This window comes from Tolypothrix sp. FACHB-123 (genome assembly GCF_014697075.1).
Classification (GTDB): domain Bacteria; phylum Cyanobacteriota; class Cyanobacteriia; order Cyanobacteriales; family Nostocaceae; genus Aulosira.
In genome coordinates this window covers 22,990-38,317 of record NZ_JACJRE010000042.1, presented here as the reverse complement: position 1 = coordinate 38,317, position 15,328 = coordinate 22,990, and the positions used below count along the sequence as shown (strand labels likewise).

The following is a 15,328-nucleotide window of genomic DNA, read 5'->3' as shown; positions in this document are numbered from 1 at the left end:
TTCTCCTACTTTAATGCTTGCTGAATAATCGGCACTAAATCTTGACATTCTTTGGGGATTTGAACGTGTTCTGGCTTTTCTTCTCTGTATTTGAAGATGATATTTACCATCCGGGAGTCTAAACAAGATTGAACTCCATAGACGTTTCCGGGATAAGAAGCAGTACGCAGAGTTAAATTATCTAGAGAAATGTCAAATTCTTTACGCTCTTGATCGTAAACTACAGTATAAGCAGTTGGATAGTAACCACTAACTGGGTATGCTGCTGGTTGGGGAATTTCTGCATGAAAATTCGGTTTGGTTGTGAGATAATCCCTGGTAATCATTGGTTCCCAAAACAGAATATTGCCATCATGTCCCCCAAACAGGAAAATATTTGTGAATTTTCCTGGTTGCAATTGCTCAGATTTCATATCTGCGTAATGAGTGCCCATACGTGGCTCAGAAGTATTGGGAGCGCGTTCATATGAGACGGGGATAAATTCTTTGGGAGGTTCTATATTTAAGATTTTTAAATCGAGTAAGTCTTCATTTTTAACTTGGTGGCGATAATCAGGAGTCGCCATATAAAAATGTACGTCAAAGTGAGGACGGAAAAAGACGTTGGGTAATGGCCCATGTCCTTCAGGGTTCCAATTAAAACCCATATGAGTGAAGGCTGTCCTATCTACTTCCTTGGGTGGAAACATTAATTCATACTCATAGGTATGATAGGGACTACCATCGATCAGCTTGAGCTTGATTGAACCTTTTTGGGCGGGATCTTTCTCTTGGGGTAACCCTTCTAAGGCGGCTTCTGTCAGTGTGACACCGATGCTATCAGGAATCCCAGTTTTTTCATCTACTTTGATCCAAGTACGAACAGAGCCATTGCCAATTGATTTCTGCTCGCCGACGATGGTTTTAGTATCTGCGATCGCTGTTTGTGGATACCAAAGGCAGGAACTTACTACCAACAACAGCACTGCCAAAACATTAATAAAGTATTTGATTTTTTTCATGGTCTGTTAGCAAGAATCAATCTTTACCTACAATTCACAGAATTTTACATTCTATATAATCGTTTTGCATGAGCAATAATTTTTTGTCTGATTGCCCAAAAAGTTGTTTTACTCCTGAACTAGGATGGCTGGATTATTTTACTAATCCAGGATCTCGAAAGCCGATGTTGGTATGGGCACCATCACAAAATGGTTTATTGGCTGAGGCTCCGCAACGACAAAGATATGCTGAGGTTCCTTGAAATGCGTCTCTGCCGCCTGCGGCGCGAATTGTTAATGCCCCAGAGCATTCTAAGGGGCCATCTGGCAGGAGTTTGACTCTCAAAGCTCCTTTCTCTTCCAGATTGCCTTCAGCATCACTATTAACAGGCCCCGCATCTTGAAAACCGACTTTTGTATGGGCACCATCGCAATATGGTTTATTAGCAGAGGCTCCACAACGGCATAGGGCTACCCTTGTTTGAGTAGCTTCGTTATGGCCTTCAGCATCTTGGACGACAATTTCACCGCGAACATAAAGCGGCCCATCTGGTGATACCATCACCGTATTCTCTGAGGGTATGCTTTCTTGCCCGGCACCATCAACACGCTTATAGTTCAATGCACCTGCGGGACAACGGGTAACTACTTTAGCAACTTGTTCAGCAGTTGCTTGATCGGGATCGATCCAAGGAGTTTTTTTGCCATTGAAAACTTCCTTGAGTCCTCGTCCACATTCAGCAGCATGAATACAGCGTTTGCGATCGTACCAAACTTCGATTTCTTTACCGGGATAAATAGTGCGATCGCCTTGCAGCCTCAGACTCGGATCGAAGACAGAATAATCTTGGTTGGACATAAACTACTTTTTAGGCTTTTGCTGTGGTTTTTAAGGAGCAAATACGGGAGAAATATCTATATAGATATGCATTTCCCGGAATTTATCACCCTCTAGATGAATTACGTCCATACAAGGAAGAGTCACAACTTTATCATCATTACGTGTATATGTGACTACCATTTCGCACACGACAGTATCTCCTAGTTGCCAAAGATGTTGAATGTCGTGAGCTATGCTTTTGAGCATTTGGCGAAACCGTACTGATGATTCTTGAATGCGATCGCGTCCAATTATCGGCTCATTATTACCAACACGATAGAAAGCGTCTGCGGTAAAGTAAGAAGCAAATTGCTCAGCTGACCTTGTTTCTGTCAAAAAACGCTTAACAATCTCTGCTTTAGAACCGAGAGTAATTTCTGCCATGAATCTTTACCTTACGTTTTTATTACAAAATATGTAGTAAATTTAACTTAAATTCGTCAGGATTATCATCCTACATTTAAGATGTTATCTGATACCACTTTTATGTGAACTTGAACTTAATAATTGCTCACACAATTATCTAGCACCAGTCATGAAACAGCATTGCCGATGAGAGCGCATTCATCAACAGCAGCCTCAGAAACCAGGAGATTGCAGTTCAGGCGATCGCCAATTTGCATTGATATGATGAAGTTATTAGGCTAATTGATAATTTTGCTCAATCAATCTTATGACTATTACTAATAACTAGGATTGCCTTTTTATCGGTGATATTCTCCCTAGTAAACAAATAAAAAGTTTACCATCTACAAAACCTCTGATTTTTTGATTAGCTGGGAATGCTCAATTAATCACATTCCCAACATTGTCTCCATTGATAAATTTAGCGGTTGTTTGAAATGTATTAAATTTAACTTTAACCTCCAAATCTCAACTCCTTCCTAATATGGAAGGATTAAGGAAAGTCAGATTTGCGAAGATTTCCTAGCAGTAGAGATGGAAAAAGAGGTTTTACGTTACCTTTACTACTTAACAAACACCCTCTTAGGAAAAGGCAGGAGAAGCATCAATAAAGGCTTGATATTTCTGGATTTTATCGCCTTTAAAGGTAATGATGTTCAGGCAAGGAATTGCAAACACCTTGTCATCTTGTCGGGTATAGATGACATTCATTTCGCTGACAATCGTATTTCCCAGTTCCCAAATGTTTTTTGCTTCATGAACCACACTCTTAAACATTTGCATCACGGGAAGAGCAAAGGCTTTAATTCCTTCACGCCCAATCACAGGCTCATAGTTGCCAATTTTGTATACAGCATCCTCAGTAAACAAAGTGATATAGGTATCTACATCATTGGTTTCAACTGCTGTTAATGCTTGTTTTAATATTCCCAAACGATCCACTGGTTCTGGAGGGGGAGCAAACAGAGGAGTTGCATCCATAAAAACCTTCATTTCCTGAACTAGTCCATTTTTGAATAGGAACACATCAGTACAGGGTAAGGTCAAGATGGAATCATCAATGCGTGTATAGTGAATTAGCATTTCACATACGACATTGTCTCCTGCTTCCCAGATATTTTGGATATCAAATTTAATGCCTTTGATTTGATCAAGGTGGCTGGCTTTGACGGTTTGTTCAATTGCGCCTTTACCAATAGCAGGAGGATAGTTACCGAACTGATAGAGAGCATCTTCGTTGAGATAGTTGAGGAATTCATCAACTTTCATCTGCTCAAATAAGCCAATCAGATGCCTAGTTTTTTCTGCGTTTGTTCCAGAAACCATTGGAATAGTTAATCCTTATTTTTCAGGTTTTGATTGCTCAACCTAGAGGTCGTTATGTACTGCTAAGACTGAGTTAGGCTAGCTATGCAGGGTTATAATCAGCAAATACAGGCGAGATATCCATGTAGATTCTCAGTTCCTTAACTTTATTACCTTCAAAACGGATAGTGTCACAACAAGGTAGTGTAAATACCTTGCCATCAAACCGAACATAGGTAACTTCCATTTCACAAATGATCGTTCCGTCTGCGGTTTCCCAAATATTTGTGATGTGGTGATGTAATCCCTCTACAGTAGCGATAAATCCTGCGGAGGCTGCGGCGATCGCATCTGGCCCGTATACTACCGGATAATTGCTAAATTGATATAGAGCATCATCGGTATAAAACTTTGTAAAGTTGTGGACATTCATGGCTTCCCCAGCCAAGAACATTTTTTTGATGATATCTATCTTTTCTCCAGAAAATTTCGGCCATTTTTTGGCATGAGGCCAATCCCAGGTAATTTGCTCTGTCTGTGCGACCATAATTTTATTCTCCTTTGAGAAAGCCTTCTAAGGTTACCGGATTCCAAACGTATTTAGTGCCGTTAGCTTCGTTGTATTCTTGCTGCGCCCGCATAAAACTCTCTTTGGCGGTGCGAGTTACTTGGTTAAATTCTAGTTGCTCTCCGTTGGGCCCTTTACAATAGAATAAAGACCAACCATGAAAGCTGCCAAAATCTGAGTCTGACAAGCCATCTACAAAATACTCTGGGTCATTCCAAAATTTGAATGCTGCATATTTAGCAGCAGCTTTTTTCCTTTCTTCCTCGCTTTTAACCGTAATAATTCGATTACAAGCAACATGAATGCCGCGCTTTTCGCATTCTTCTTCCAAGATCAATGCAAACTCATTTAAAGTGACATCATCTTTGACATGAAAAGAAATATGAGGCACATTACCATACCCCACACAACTTGGTAACTTATCCATCACATTGGGAGCATTTGGTGTCAGCTTCGCATCCCGAAAATGAATAAGTTCTAGTACTGTATTGCCAAAGGAAACAAATCTCACATCTAAAGATTCTTTCGTACCATCTCTAATATCAGGAACACCCAATCTTCGAGAATCTATGCCTTGACTATAGGCATCAATCTCTTCTTTTTGAAAGAGATTATTATGTAAAAATTCGCCTACAAATCCATCACCTGCAATCGCAACTTTGCCTCCTAAAACGTCTATATAAAACTCCATGGATTTTTCCATGTTATCCACGGTAATACCGAAGTGTTGTATGCCTTGAAGATAATGACCCAAGCCCGATCTAGCGTTTTGATGGTTGTTCATAAGAGAAATTTATCCTCGTTTTAACCTCACGTCTTATGGTTTGCTCAAAGGGTGCTTAAAAGTAAAAGATGTGTCTAAATCTTTTACTTCCCCTGGCAAATTACAATTATATTTACCATACGCGTGAGAGTATAACGCTCTCACTTTATGTATTACAAGAGACTCATCAAATTTCATCATTCACAGCTTTACCCCTCTATTTAGTAAGTTGACGTGAAATCATCAAAGTATATATAAAAACGTGCCAGAGCCTATCTATTTCCTTATTGATGGTTTCCCAACCACCAGAGAAATAAGTAATCACAATCTGCAACTGCTGAAATTAAACTACAATAGCTTTTGCTAATTTTTCGTAAATTGCTCTCATTAATTTTTCGTTACATACTGAGAAATGCTCCCGACCGCTTACTTAGATATAGTGTGATATCTTGTTCCACTGTTAACTCTTTTGGATATTAGCTTATTGCTGAAAAATATTTAAGTCTGTTTGTGCTATAAAACGTAGGTATTGTCAAGATATCCAAAAAAATTTAGATTTTCTTTCGTATTTCTTGAAAACGGGCAACCCTGTCTAGAATATGGTCAAAGAAATCTAAAAAATTTTAGATTTCTTTTGTGGATTACAACTATATAGCTATATAGATGACTCTTTGATACTCTTCGTTCTAAGTGAGTAAAGAGCTTTCCAGATTATCTCATCAATCAGTAATTTCTCCTCAAGAATTATACAAAGTGTGATATTTCTTGGTTGCTGTTAAATATTGCGTATAAGGTTAAGGTTAGTATTTCAGTTATGAATTGCAAGAATCCTGTCCTTTGCAAGTCTCTTGCAGATGAATCTGAGCGATCGCTTGATAGCCACAATATTCATAGAAATACTAAGCTAATAATTAGCTCACAACTCACTGTAGAGTTTTTTTGAGCTATATCTATCCAATTACCATCTATAGAGCCTGTCACTGCTGTCAAAGAAGAGGACAAGGATCTGGGGGTAGAGGGGACAACCCTATACCGAAAGTGGGGACTGACAATCAGGAGACAGTATTTCTGGCGCTATTGGTCTGGAAATACGTATAATTCTGTAACTTGAGGTTTCAAAGGCTCAAAAAATCTAAAAATTAATCTGAGTTCGGAGATTACCTACAAAAATTGCCGGATTACTATCAAAGTTATTTGGATTCATAATGGCATAGAATGCTGGAACTATAGCAATATTCCTAGTTAAGGGATAAAAATAAGTTGCTTCAATATTATATTGAGTGCCGCCATTCCCAGCTCCAGAAACTAGATATTGACGCCCAGATGTGACATCAAAAGGCACTACAAAGGATACAGTTCCCATTGCTCCTCGCTTACCCAAATCCGGAAAAGCTGCCCCTAACTGAAAAGCTTGGGCTGTAATCTCATCATCAGGAACCCCAGAGTTAGGATTAATTTGGGTAATAGCGTAATTGTAGCGGCCAAAAATGCCAAATTTAGGATTAAGTAGCCAATCGAAACTCACACCAAAAGCATGGACTTGGGAATAGCCTAATCCTCCTTGAGGCGCACCACCAGGCCCATCATCAGCTACACCATGCAGTGACCATAAAGGCTGAACTTGTCCAACTGGGTTGGGCATAATGTTGGAATAACCGTAGATGAAGCGAATATTGGCATTTTGATTCGGAGAAAAGGTTAACTCAGCAATACTAGAATTTGTACCTCCAAATAGGCCTTTAGATGGATCGCTAGCAGTGCGTAAAAAACTTGGTAAAAATTCGGTACTTTGAGCTAAATAAGCCAAATTTAATTTGAATTGGTCGTTAATTTTCCATGAAGCGATAGCACCAGCACCACGTTTGACGTTAGCGATTAAAGGATGCTCAATTGATTGATAGCTACTAGCACCATTAAAGAAGAGGGTGAAACGGTTAAAGTCAAAAAAGTTATAGTAATTGACTGCTGGGCCAACTGCTAGTTGCAAAGAATCATTAAGAGGGAATCTATAATATAATTCCGATATGATTAGCTCAGTACTGCCTCTTTCCGGTCTAGGAGTTTGATCGGTAAAGGGAACGGCAAAATTGTTGAATGTTCCCGCAGAGCCAAATTCATTCACGGGAGAGTTACCATTACCTGCGGCTAAGGTAGTCACTAGGGCATCTCTACCAGAAAAAGAGGTATTTAAATTTAACCAAGTTAATGTACTAAAAGTAATGTTAGGGTCTCTCGTTACTTGCCTGACCAGAGGTTGAGTGAAGCCAGTAGCCGGATCTCGAAGAGCGCTAGGGCCAGCTTGACTAAAACCGAGAGCTTGGGTTCCTTCGGCCAGAACAGTATCACCTGCGGTGGCACCTGTGAGATTGAACCAGACAAAGCCATTGAGCTTAGTAGTTGTCGAAAATTGATTGGCTTCTAATTCGCTGGTACGTGCTTCTAAAGCATCTACTCTACCGCGCAACGTAGCAAGTTCAGCAGCAAATTCTTCTTGTAGTTTTTGCAGACTACCTAAATCTTCTTTTGTTACCAGCTCACTAGTTGAGGTGGCAATCAACTGTTGAATTTGGTCTAAGCAAGCGTTTAAACCAGCTGCAAATTCATAGCGGGTGAGGGCACGGTTACCGCGAAACGTACTATCAGGGTAGCCAGCGATACAACCATAGCGTTCGACAAGATTACGTAGTGCTTCAAAAGCCCAGTCTCCAGGTGCGACATCTTGCAGTTGGGAGACATTAGTAATTTGTCCCATGCTATCGTCAGTATCAGTGGGATTGTTAGGGTCAAGGGGCGGTAGTGCCTCTAGATTGGAGTTAACGGTTAAATTGTCAGTGATTTCTGCCCTAACATGACTATTGGTGATGATTGACGAAATTGCGATCGCCACAACTATCGCCATCTGACTAGATACTAACTTTCTCAACTGAGACATCTTTATTTCTCTCACACCACACGCTCAGTGATTTTACTCTACCGAAGCGAGAATAGTAAAATTTATACCAAAAAAATTAACATTTTTTTATATTCTCCCGATTCATCATCACAGAAAGTATGATGAAGAATCAAATATAGAAAAATGGCTAACTATTATCACAACCTCAAATCAGAAAGTCATCTATAGTTTAGGCACTTCACCAACTGCAAATGCTATGCTTGTTTCTACACTCCTGTACTAGGAAAACCCGAATTAGTTTTGATTAACAAATCTATAATTTTATGCTAAGATTGTGAACTTGCAAATCCTCTAATTAAATTATTTAAGGTAAAGTTAAGAAAAGTTTAGTATGTAATAAGTACATATTTATTTAAACTTTGATAGTCTTAAGTAAATATAAAATCTGTAATTCTTAGGTTTGAGGAAAATTTACTTACTATTTAGTTATTAATATATATAAAACTAAGTTGACAAATAACTTGGTATTACACACGATAAAACCTGGTTCCCATACATGTTATGGAGCTTGGGAGTATAGAATAGTCCATAAGTTAAAACAATAGACAAGAGAGTTAGCAGTTTATGGCATACAAAAACGCAGTTTTAGATGATAAGGAACTTCAAGCAGCTTTAAAAAAAATCAATCCCAAGTTTGGTGATTTTGTGACTCGGGTAGCTGGAGAAGCGTGGGGTCAACCATTAATAGATCAAAAAACCAAGGCTTTGATTACAATTGCTATTGATGTTGTCAACCAAGATCATGTAGGGCCAGGTAATCCTTTTAAAGCCCATGTGAATATGGCTCTTCAGCAAGGAGCAACCAGAGAGGAAATTGAAGAACTACTTTTATTTACCTGTGTTTATGCAGGTTTTAATAAAGCTGCTGGTTGTTTTGGTGCCTTAAATGAAATATTTGACTGTTGATTGAAATTTTCATCTTTATTTAAATAACATTGCTATTAAAAAGCCGCTACTTAGCGGCTTTTTAATTTACTATAACTAAGCTACATTCAAATTAATTTGCACAATCATATCATTGAAGTCGGCATCACCATTATTGGCTAAATCTTCAAAACCAAAAACATTATCACCTAAGAGGCGAATGTGATCCATCCGATCTGAGTTAGCTCCCAAGAAGGCAAAATAAACTTGCGGAGGATTATTTCCTGCTAAAACTGCCTCTGGACGACCATTAGCAATAATAAATGGTGCAAATAAAGAACCTGCCTGGAAAGTTCCTCGGTGGTTTGCTGTAACTTGATTTCCTACGGTCAAATCAATGCCTTCAACTCGTCTGCGAACTGCTTGTTGGGCATACCCTGGGTCACCAGGACGTAAATCAGCTTGACCATCGCCAGTGGTATCAATCCCACCATCTGAAGAGACAATCTGATAGAAACCGACAAAGTTACGATAAGCGGCTTCACTGTTGACCTGAAATTCAGCATTAACCTGACCAGTCAAACCACTCAAATCAACAATTTCGCTTTGGGCATTTCCTTGAAGTTTTGACCCTAAAGATATCTCAGTATTTGTTACTTGAACTTTGACAATCAAACTTTGAAAAGCATTAGCGTTATTGCCTGAATTATCCTTCCAAGAGAGAGAGAATTCATTAGATGCCAAGTCTGTAATTTTTAAGGAATCCGAAAACAAGACTTCTTGGGTTGAAATCAATCCAGCTTGAACAGAATCTATACTGCCACTTTTTACTAAGAAAAATTTCAGATTGACATTAGAGTTAAATTCCAACAAGCGTATCAAGTTTTGGGGACTGAAACCGTTAGGAGTATTGGCAATGGAGGAAAAAACTACCTGACTGCGTTTGAGAGCTGCTTGTGTATAACCAGAGGCTCCTGGAGCAATACCATTGATATCTCCTTGCTCATTGTCGGTAATAAATACTCCTACTTCACTGACAACCGAAGAACTTTTTTCTGTGAGCGTGACTTTGAGCTTGGTCTTACCACTGTAATTTTTGAAGGTGAAGATATCATTATTCGATTCTTTGAAGAGTTTGGGAAAATTTAGGTATTCTGGGATGTTTTCATCCTTGAGGTGAACTAATTCGTAATCACCCTCTTGTTTACGTGTATAGAGAACTGGTTCCCCTTGAGCTGATGTGAGATCGGCAAAACTGCCTAAAAAGTCATTAATCTTGTCTTCATCATCAAAAGTTAATTCTGCATCTAAGCGAAGTGGATCGCCAGTAGATTGTTCACTTCCTCCGTGGTGTCCGCCTCCACCCACATAAGTCAATACCTTGACCTTTTGCTGCTCACCATTAGGCACATCCTTAGCGAGAGTGGTGATATTGGCACGATAGCTTTGAACAGCCTTGCTATTGGGTAATTTTGGTCTTTGGAGTATATAACCAGAAGTAACCTCAATTTCCCCTGTATAAGTTTCACCATAAGGTTTGTAATCGGTTAACAAAGCTGTATCATGTGCAGTATCTTTGCCATTTGCGATCGCACTAGTACCCATAGCTTCAATTGATTTGCCGCTATAGATTTCTATGCCGCCCCCACTACCTTGACCAACAAGGATATCGTCAAAGTTATCGCCGTCTATATCTCCTGTTGCTAGGTTGATTTTGCCTTGATAACCGTGATGAAAAGGGTCAAGATTAGCCAACAAAGTATAATCTTTACCACTAAAAATTTTCACTTTGGGGGCGATTGTTCCACCTACACCCACAACAATATCTGCAAAGCCATCGGCATTAATGTCCCCAACTGCTATTGATGTCGTTTGCTTTTGCTGTGTTTCTAATGAAACACTATTATCCTCGAAAGGTTTAAACTCTTTAAGTAGTAGAGTTGCATCTGAACCATCAAGTTTTTTCTTACCTGCATTTTGCTGATCGATTAGTGCTTTGCCATCAAAGACTTTAACTATGAATTGACCGCCAGAATTATCTAAGGAACGCTGAATAGTAACAACATCAGTGACATTGTCTGTGACATTTTTATTATTTTTTGTTTTATAATTCACATCTGCGATCGCCACATCTATGCCTTTGCGGAAGTTATTTCCATAGGCAGCCAGATTGATGTCTTGCTTAAGATTATTGGCTCTAATGAGTGTTAATTCTCCCCGACTCTCCTCAGTTGCTGCCAAACCTATCCAGGTATCTGCTGTGTTCAGAATTACCCGTACAGGGGCCATCATCCCTGCATCTTCATGGAACAGAATATGACAATGGTTAACAAAAGTACCTGGGTAGTCATCGAAGGGCATCAAAACGCTGACTTCAGAAGGTGTACTGGCTATAGTTGGATTAGGTGGTGGTGAACCATAGGGGTTTTCTGGAGTAGGTGGAGTATTGGCGGCGTAAGCTGGCGGTAGATTAACAGTATCATTTAACACACCATCAAGGTAACCTGCGATTTGGTTAACAGGGATACCATTAATGTCTAAGATGGTAAATTCATTTTGGTGAATGTGAAAAGGATGCCATTCTGTAGATGTGTTGCGGATATTCCAGATCTCTTTAGTACCTAACATCGGCATTGTCAGGGGTACCATAGCATCTGTAAAGTTTTCCGAGAAATACTGCCCATCAATGAGAAAAGCACCTTGGAAACTCTTAGGATCTAAATCACTCAGAGGTACAAATGGGGGTGCTGCCAAGGCGGCAGCAATGTTAGTTGACCAGACATATGTACGTTCCCGGAATTTGCCTTGTTGCGCTTCAGCAATGAGTTGATCGAGTTGTTGGGCTTTATCTTTGAGGCGCTGATATGCTTCGGGCGCTGCTCCAGTAGTGACAGTATCACCTGTAACTGTAACAGTGGCTAAGACTTGTGGCCCCCAAATTAAGTGACCATCATTAAAACCTTTTTGGTTGCCAATGGCAGTGGGTGCCTTATCCCCTAAAATTTCTTTTGTCCCATTCGATAAAAAGTAGTAAGTACCTGTTTCCTCAAACCAGTGTTGAATAGTATATCTCTGTCCTGGCCCTAAAATCGGTATTTCAGTAACTATTTCGGTGTTAGAAGCTACTGCTCCAGTTAAATCTCCATCTGTCCCAATTAGTCTAACTTCTTGCGGAGTCAATGACCCATCGGCTTCCAGTTTTACCAACTGAATATTGTGGAAAGCATTGGTATTCATGTTGGTGAAGCCGAACACATTCCACTCACCAGTTTCTAGTTCCAGGGTAGGATTGTATTGACCGTTAACCGTGTGAATTACGTTTTCCACAGGTTCTGCTAATATACCACCGCCATAAGGAAAGGTTAAGTTAGGCGGAGGATTGCCCAGTGGATTTGCCGGACTATAAACTGCTGGTAAGGCATTGTAACCCGTAAAAACGGCATCTGATAGAGTGTAAATGGGATTGCCGTTAGCATCTAGTTCTACTGCTAAGGGTGTACCCGCAGGCAATGGAGCGTTACTTTGATTGAGAGGATCGCTAGTGCTACCTGGTCTGTTGATTTGCTGAATACCAAAAGTGTTCAACGCCATGAAATGCATGGGCTGTTCTTTGGGATTCCAGAGATTGATATCTGGTAGAGTTTCCGGAGCTAATACTAGTAACTGACCTGCTAAACCGGAAGCAACTTGTTCATTTGTTAATCCATGCAGGTGTGGGTGATACCAATTGGTGCCAATTGCATGGTTGTCTGGGATTTTAATACTGTACTGCCAGCTATTATCCGCTTCAGTACTGTGATGATCCGATTCTGTACTTTCTTTCTTCGGTTCGATGGCTAGCAGTACATTATCTCCATGTCCTACAGGTGAAACATGTAGTCCGTGAGTATGTAAGTTACTTACTTGTTTTTTACCTTGTACTTCCTTGGTTAAATCATTGATGAGCTTGATGTTTATGGTGTCCCCAGGTTCAGTAATGATGAAAGGCCCGGGAATCAAGCCATTATAAGCTCTTAAAAATTCGTAGGGAGTTTCTGCATTATTCAACCAGGGAACTATACCATCTCCTGATTTGAGCGTCCCGAAGCCATCAATTGTGATTTGGCTTAGGTCGGTCATTGTCAGTGTGATGTCTAAAGTATCTGAACCATGACCCCAACTAGAGTAATAGGTATTGGTTTGTAAACCTTTTTGCCAATCACTAAAAGGGTCTTTAAAGATAACAGGAGTTTTATGCTGGGGTAAAACTTTTAAATAGCCGGATTTATCAAAATTGCTACTCCAGGCGTTTAAGTTATCTGCACCAATAATGTACTTATCTAACAGATTATTAGGAATCTCAGTCATGTTTCAATCATCTCCTAGCAACAATAGCGTTTGAAATAATGAGAACGAAAAAGCAATGACTCGTCTTGATGAGACTATCAACCACAGATGCTATTAATTGGACAATTTGTAAAATAATTTACTTTGTATACTGATAAGAATTGGGTAAATATATAGTATATTCTGTAACAATTAAACTTGTCTGCTGTGGGTATTGATTGGGAATTTTTTTGATACAGGGACATCTTAGCTCAAAGTCTAGCTTTTAGGTAAAATGTATCTGCAAGCTCGTAAAATAGTTTTCGGTTAGTAATTTTTAGTAGCTGATCGAATGAAAAAAAGTTTGTGGCAAGCGCCTAAATTAAGGGTTGCTGAAGAAGAGGAAGAAAGACGTGCCACTTGGCTCGAACTTTTTTATGATTTGATATTTGTGGTAGCGATCGCTGAATTAGCACACAATCTGAGCAAGGATGTAACTTTGCAAGGATTTATCGGCTTTATTGTGCTATTTATACCAATTTGGTGGTGCTGGCTAGGTGCTACATTCTACGCCACGCTTTTTGATACTGATGATCTGAGCGATCGCTTGTTAACTTTAGTACAAATGACTATTGTGGCAGGGCTGACAGTCAATGTACATCATGGAATGAGTACATCGTCTCATGGTTTTGCGATCGCCTATATAGCTGCTCGTAGCATTCTCATCCTACAGTTTTTGATTGCGGGCTATTTTGTCCCCGAAGCTCGTCCCTTAACTAATTGGTACGCTAGAGGTTTTAGTTTAGGCGCAGCCTTGTGGTTAGTATCGCTGCTGGTACAAGGTGACTGGCGTTTTGCAATTTGGGGTATAGCTTTGATTTTAGAATTGCTTACTCCTCTAGGTACAGGTCACATAGCAGCGCGAATACCACCCAATGTTTCTCACGTTCCAGAACGTTTGGGGCTATTTACAATCATTGTTTTAGGTGAGTCAGTCGCAGCAGTAGTTAAAGGCGTAGCTGGTAAAGAATGGGATACCGCATCAGTCTTAGCTGCTTTATTAGGAATGACTATAGCTTTTAGCTTGTGGTGGCTTTACTTTGAAAGTGTAGATAAATCGCCACTAGAGACTATGAAAGCTGGGAAAATCAACATTTTTATTACTTGGCTTTATTCTCACCTGTTTCTCGCTATTGGTCTAGCAGCCACAGGGGTGGGAGTAGAACACATCATTACCAAAAGTGCAGCTAATATTCTGCCAGCAACCGAACGTTGGCTTTTGTGTGGTGCTGTGACTCTGTGTTTGATAATTTTAGCTTTGATTAACTTTACAACTGGTATTTTAGAAAGAACTCGACAAGGAAGAATTTTCAGCCTCTATCTTTTGGGGTCGGGAGGATTTATTTTATTCCTGGCTATTGCTGGGATGAGTTTACCCCCTATAGTTTTAATTGCCCTAGTTGCTGCTGCTTGTCTAGCCACAGTGGCTTTAAATTTATTCACAAAAAGTCAACATCATTTTTATTCGTGAACATCTCACTGAATAAATTGGGAAAATGAGAGACAATCAATATAGTTTGTCTCCTTTTTTATCTTAATAGGTTCTGATAAAACTTACCGATAGGTTAACAGGGATGTAAGATCAACAGTTATTCATAACAGAATTTCTTAACTAATTTTCAGCCAAGCTTGCTTAAGCGAAATCAAGAATTGTAGCTTGATTTTTCGTTACATACTGGAGTTTTTTGCGCCTCTCTCCTAAAATTTACCGCAGATTGCCAAAAAGTGATGTCGAAATGAGTTTCTGGGGAGAAGATTGTGGTGCTTATACATGTATACTTGATATATCAGATATCTGCTTGATCAAAAGCTCATAAAATAAACCCTCGGATTTTTATTTTATGGAAGTAATAGCAACGGGCTAACAGTTGTTTTTGATCACTAAGTATCATCACTTAAGTAATGGAAAAATTTCATAAAAATTTCATATTATCAGCCTTGATTTGATTGGTATATTTACTATAAATAACTGAGCAAGAAAGCGTGGCAAAATCATTGAATTAAAATGCCTAGTCTTAGCAATTACTCCACCAAGTTTGTGAACCGCCTACAGAATGGAACTGTTGCTATATAGATAAAAAAGGCTACTTCATATCGTTACATCTGTACATACAACAACAGATTGCAAAGGAGTGAACTACAGATCATCATCAACTATAGGGAAGATGCGTCCTGGCAATGTAATTCATTTACCTGAAATACCCTGTAAGTGTTGATGATATGGCGATACCCTAAAGGGCATTGC

At 39.5% G+C, this 15,328-nt stretch carries 10 protein-coding genes; 2 read left to right on the top strand and 8 right to left on the bottom strand.

Annotation, left to right across the window (positions count from 1 at the left end):
* Positions 1-5: 5 nt before the first annotated feature.
* From H6G41_RS23730 to H6G41_RS23695, 7 genes are all read right to left on the bottom strand, one after another.
* Positions 6-1,001 (bottom strand): DUF5602 domain-containing protein, encoded by a 996-nt coding sequence (locus H6G41_RS23730; protein ID WP_190749235.1) that lies wholly within the window; start codon positions 999-1,001, stop codon positions 6-8.
* Positions 1,002-1,134: 133 nt separating this feature from the next.
* Complete coding sequence (locus H6G41_RS23725) at positions 1,135-1,839, bottom strand: CDGSH iron-sulfur domain-containing protein (protein ID WP_190749233.1); 705 nt, start codon at positions 1,837-1,839, stop codon at positions 1,135-1,137.
* Positions 1,840-1,869: 30 nt separating this feature from the next.
* A complete protein-coding gene (locus tag H6G41_RS23720; RefSeq protein ID WP_190749231.1) occupies positions 1,870-2,244 on the bottom strand; it encodes a nuclear transport factor 2 family protein in 375 nt (124 codons plus the stop codon).
* Positions 2,245-2,847: 603 nt separating this feature from the next.
* On the bottom strand, positions 2,848-3,591 hold the full coding sequence (locus H6G41_RS34665; RefSeq protein WP_199316270.1) for a nuclear transport factor 2 family protein: 744 nt from the start codon (positions 3,589-3,591) through the stop codon (positions 2,848-2,850).
* Positions 3,592-3,673: 82 nt separating this feature from the next.
* Positions 3,674-4,117, bottom strand: a complete 444-nt coding sequence (locus H6G41_RS23705) for a nuclear transport factor 2 family protein (RefSeq protein ID WP_190749229.1) — start codon at positions 4,115-4,117, stop codon at positions 3,674-3,676.
* Positions 4,118-4,121: 4 nt separating this feature from the next.
* Positions 4,122-4,922: a VOC family protein gene (locus H6G41_RS23700; RefSeq protein ID WP_190749228.1), complete on the bottom strand. Its 801-nt coding sequence runs from the start codon at positions 4,920-4,922 to the stop codon at positions 4,122-4,124.
* Positions 4,923-6,033: 1,111 nt separating this feature from the next.
* The gene (locus tag H6G41_RS23695) at positions 6,034-7,833 is read right to left on the bottom strand and encodes an iron uptake porin (RefSeq protein ID WP_190749226.1); all 1,800 of its coding nucleotides are present in this window, start codon (positions 7,831-7,833) and stop codon (positions 6,034-6,036) included.
* A gap of 585 nt (positions 7,834-8,418) precedes the next feature.
* On the opposite strand from H6G41_RS23695, the gene H6G41_RS23690 reads away from it, so the two are divergent.
* Positions 8,419-8,760 carry a carboxymuconolactone decarboxylase family protein gene (locus tag H6G41_RS23690; RefSeq protein WP_190749224.1) on the top strand — a complete coding sequence of 114 codons (342 nt, stop codon included), beginning with the start codon at positions 8,419-8,421 and terminating at the stop codon, positions 8,758-8,760.
* 75 nt (positions 8,761-8,835) lie between these two features.
* Here the strand turns inward: H6G41_RS23690 and H6G41_RS23685 are convergent, their stop codons facing one another.
* Complete coding sequence (locus H6G41_RS23685; RefSeq protein ID WP_190749221.1) at positions 8,836-13,065, bottom strand: DUF4114 domain-containing protein; 4,230 nt, start codon at positions 13,063-13,065, stop codon at positions 8,836-8,838.
* 310 nt (positions 13,066-13,375) lie between these two features.
* Between H6G41_RS23685 and H6G41_RS23680 the strand changes: the two genes are divergently transcribed.
* Positions 13,376-14,554, top strand: a complete 1,179-nt coding sequence (locus tag H6G41_RS23680) for a low temperature requirement protein A (protein WP_190749219.1) — start codon at positions 13,376-13,378, stop codon at positions 14,552-14,554.
* Positions 14,555-15,328 lie beyond the last annotated feature (774 nt).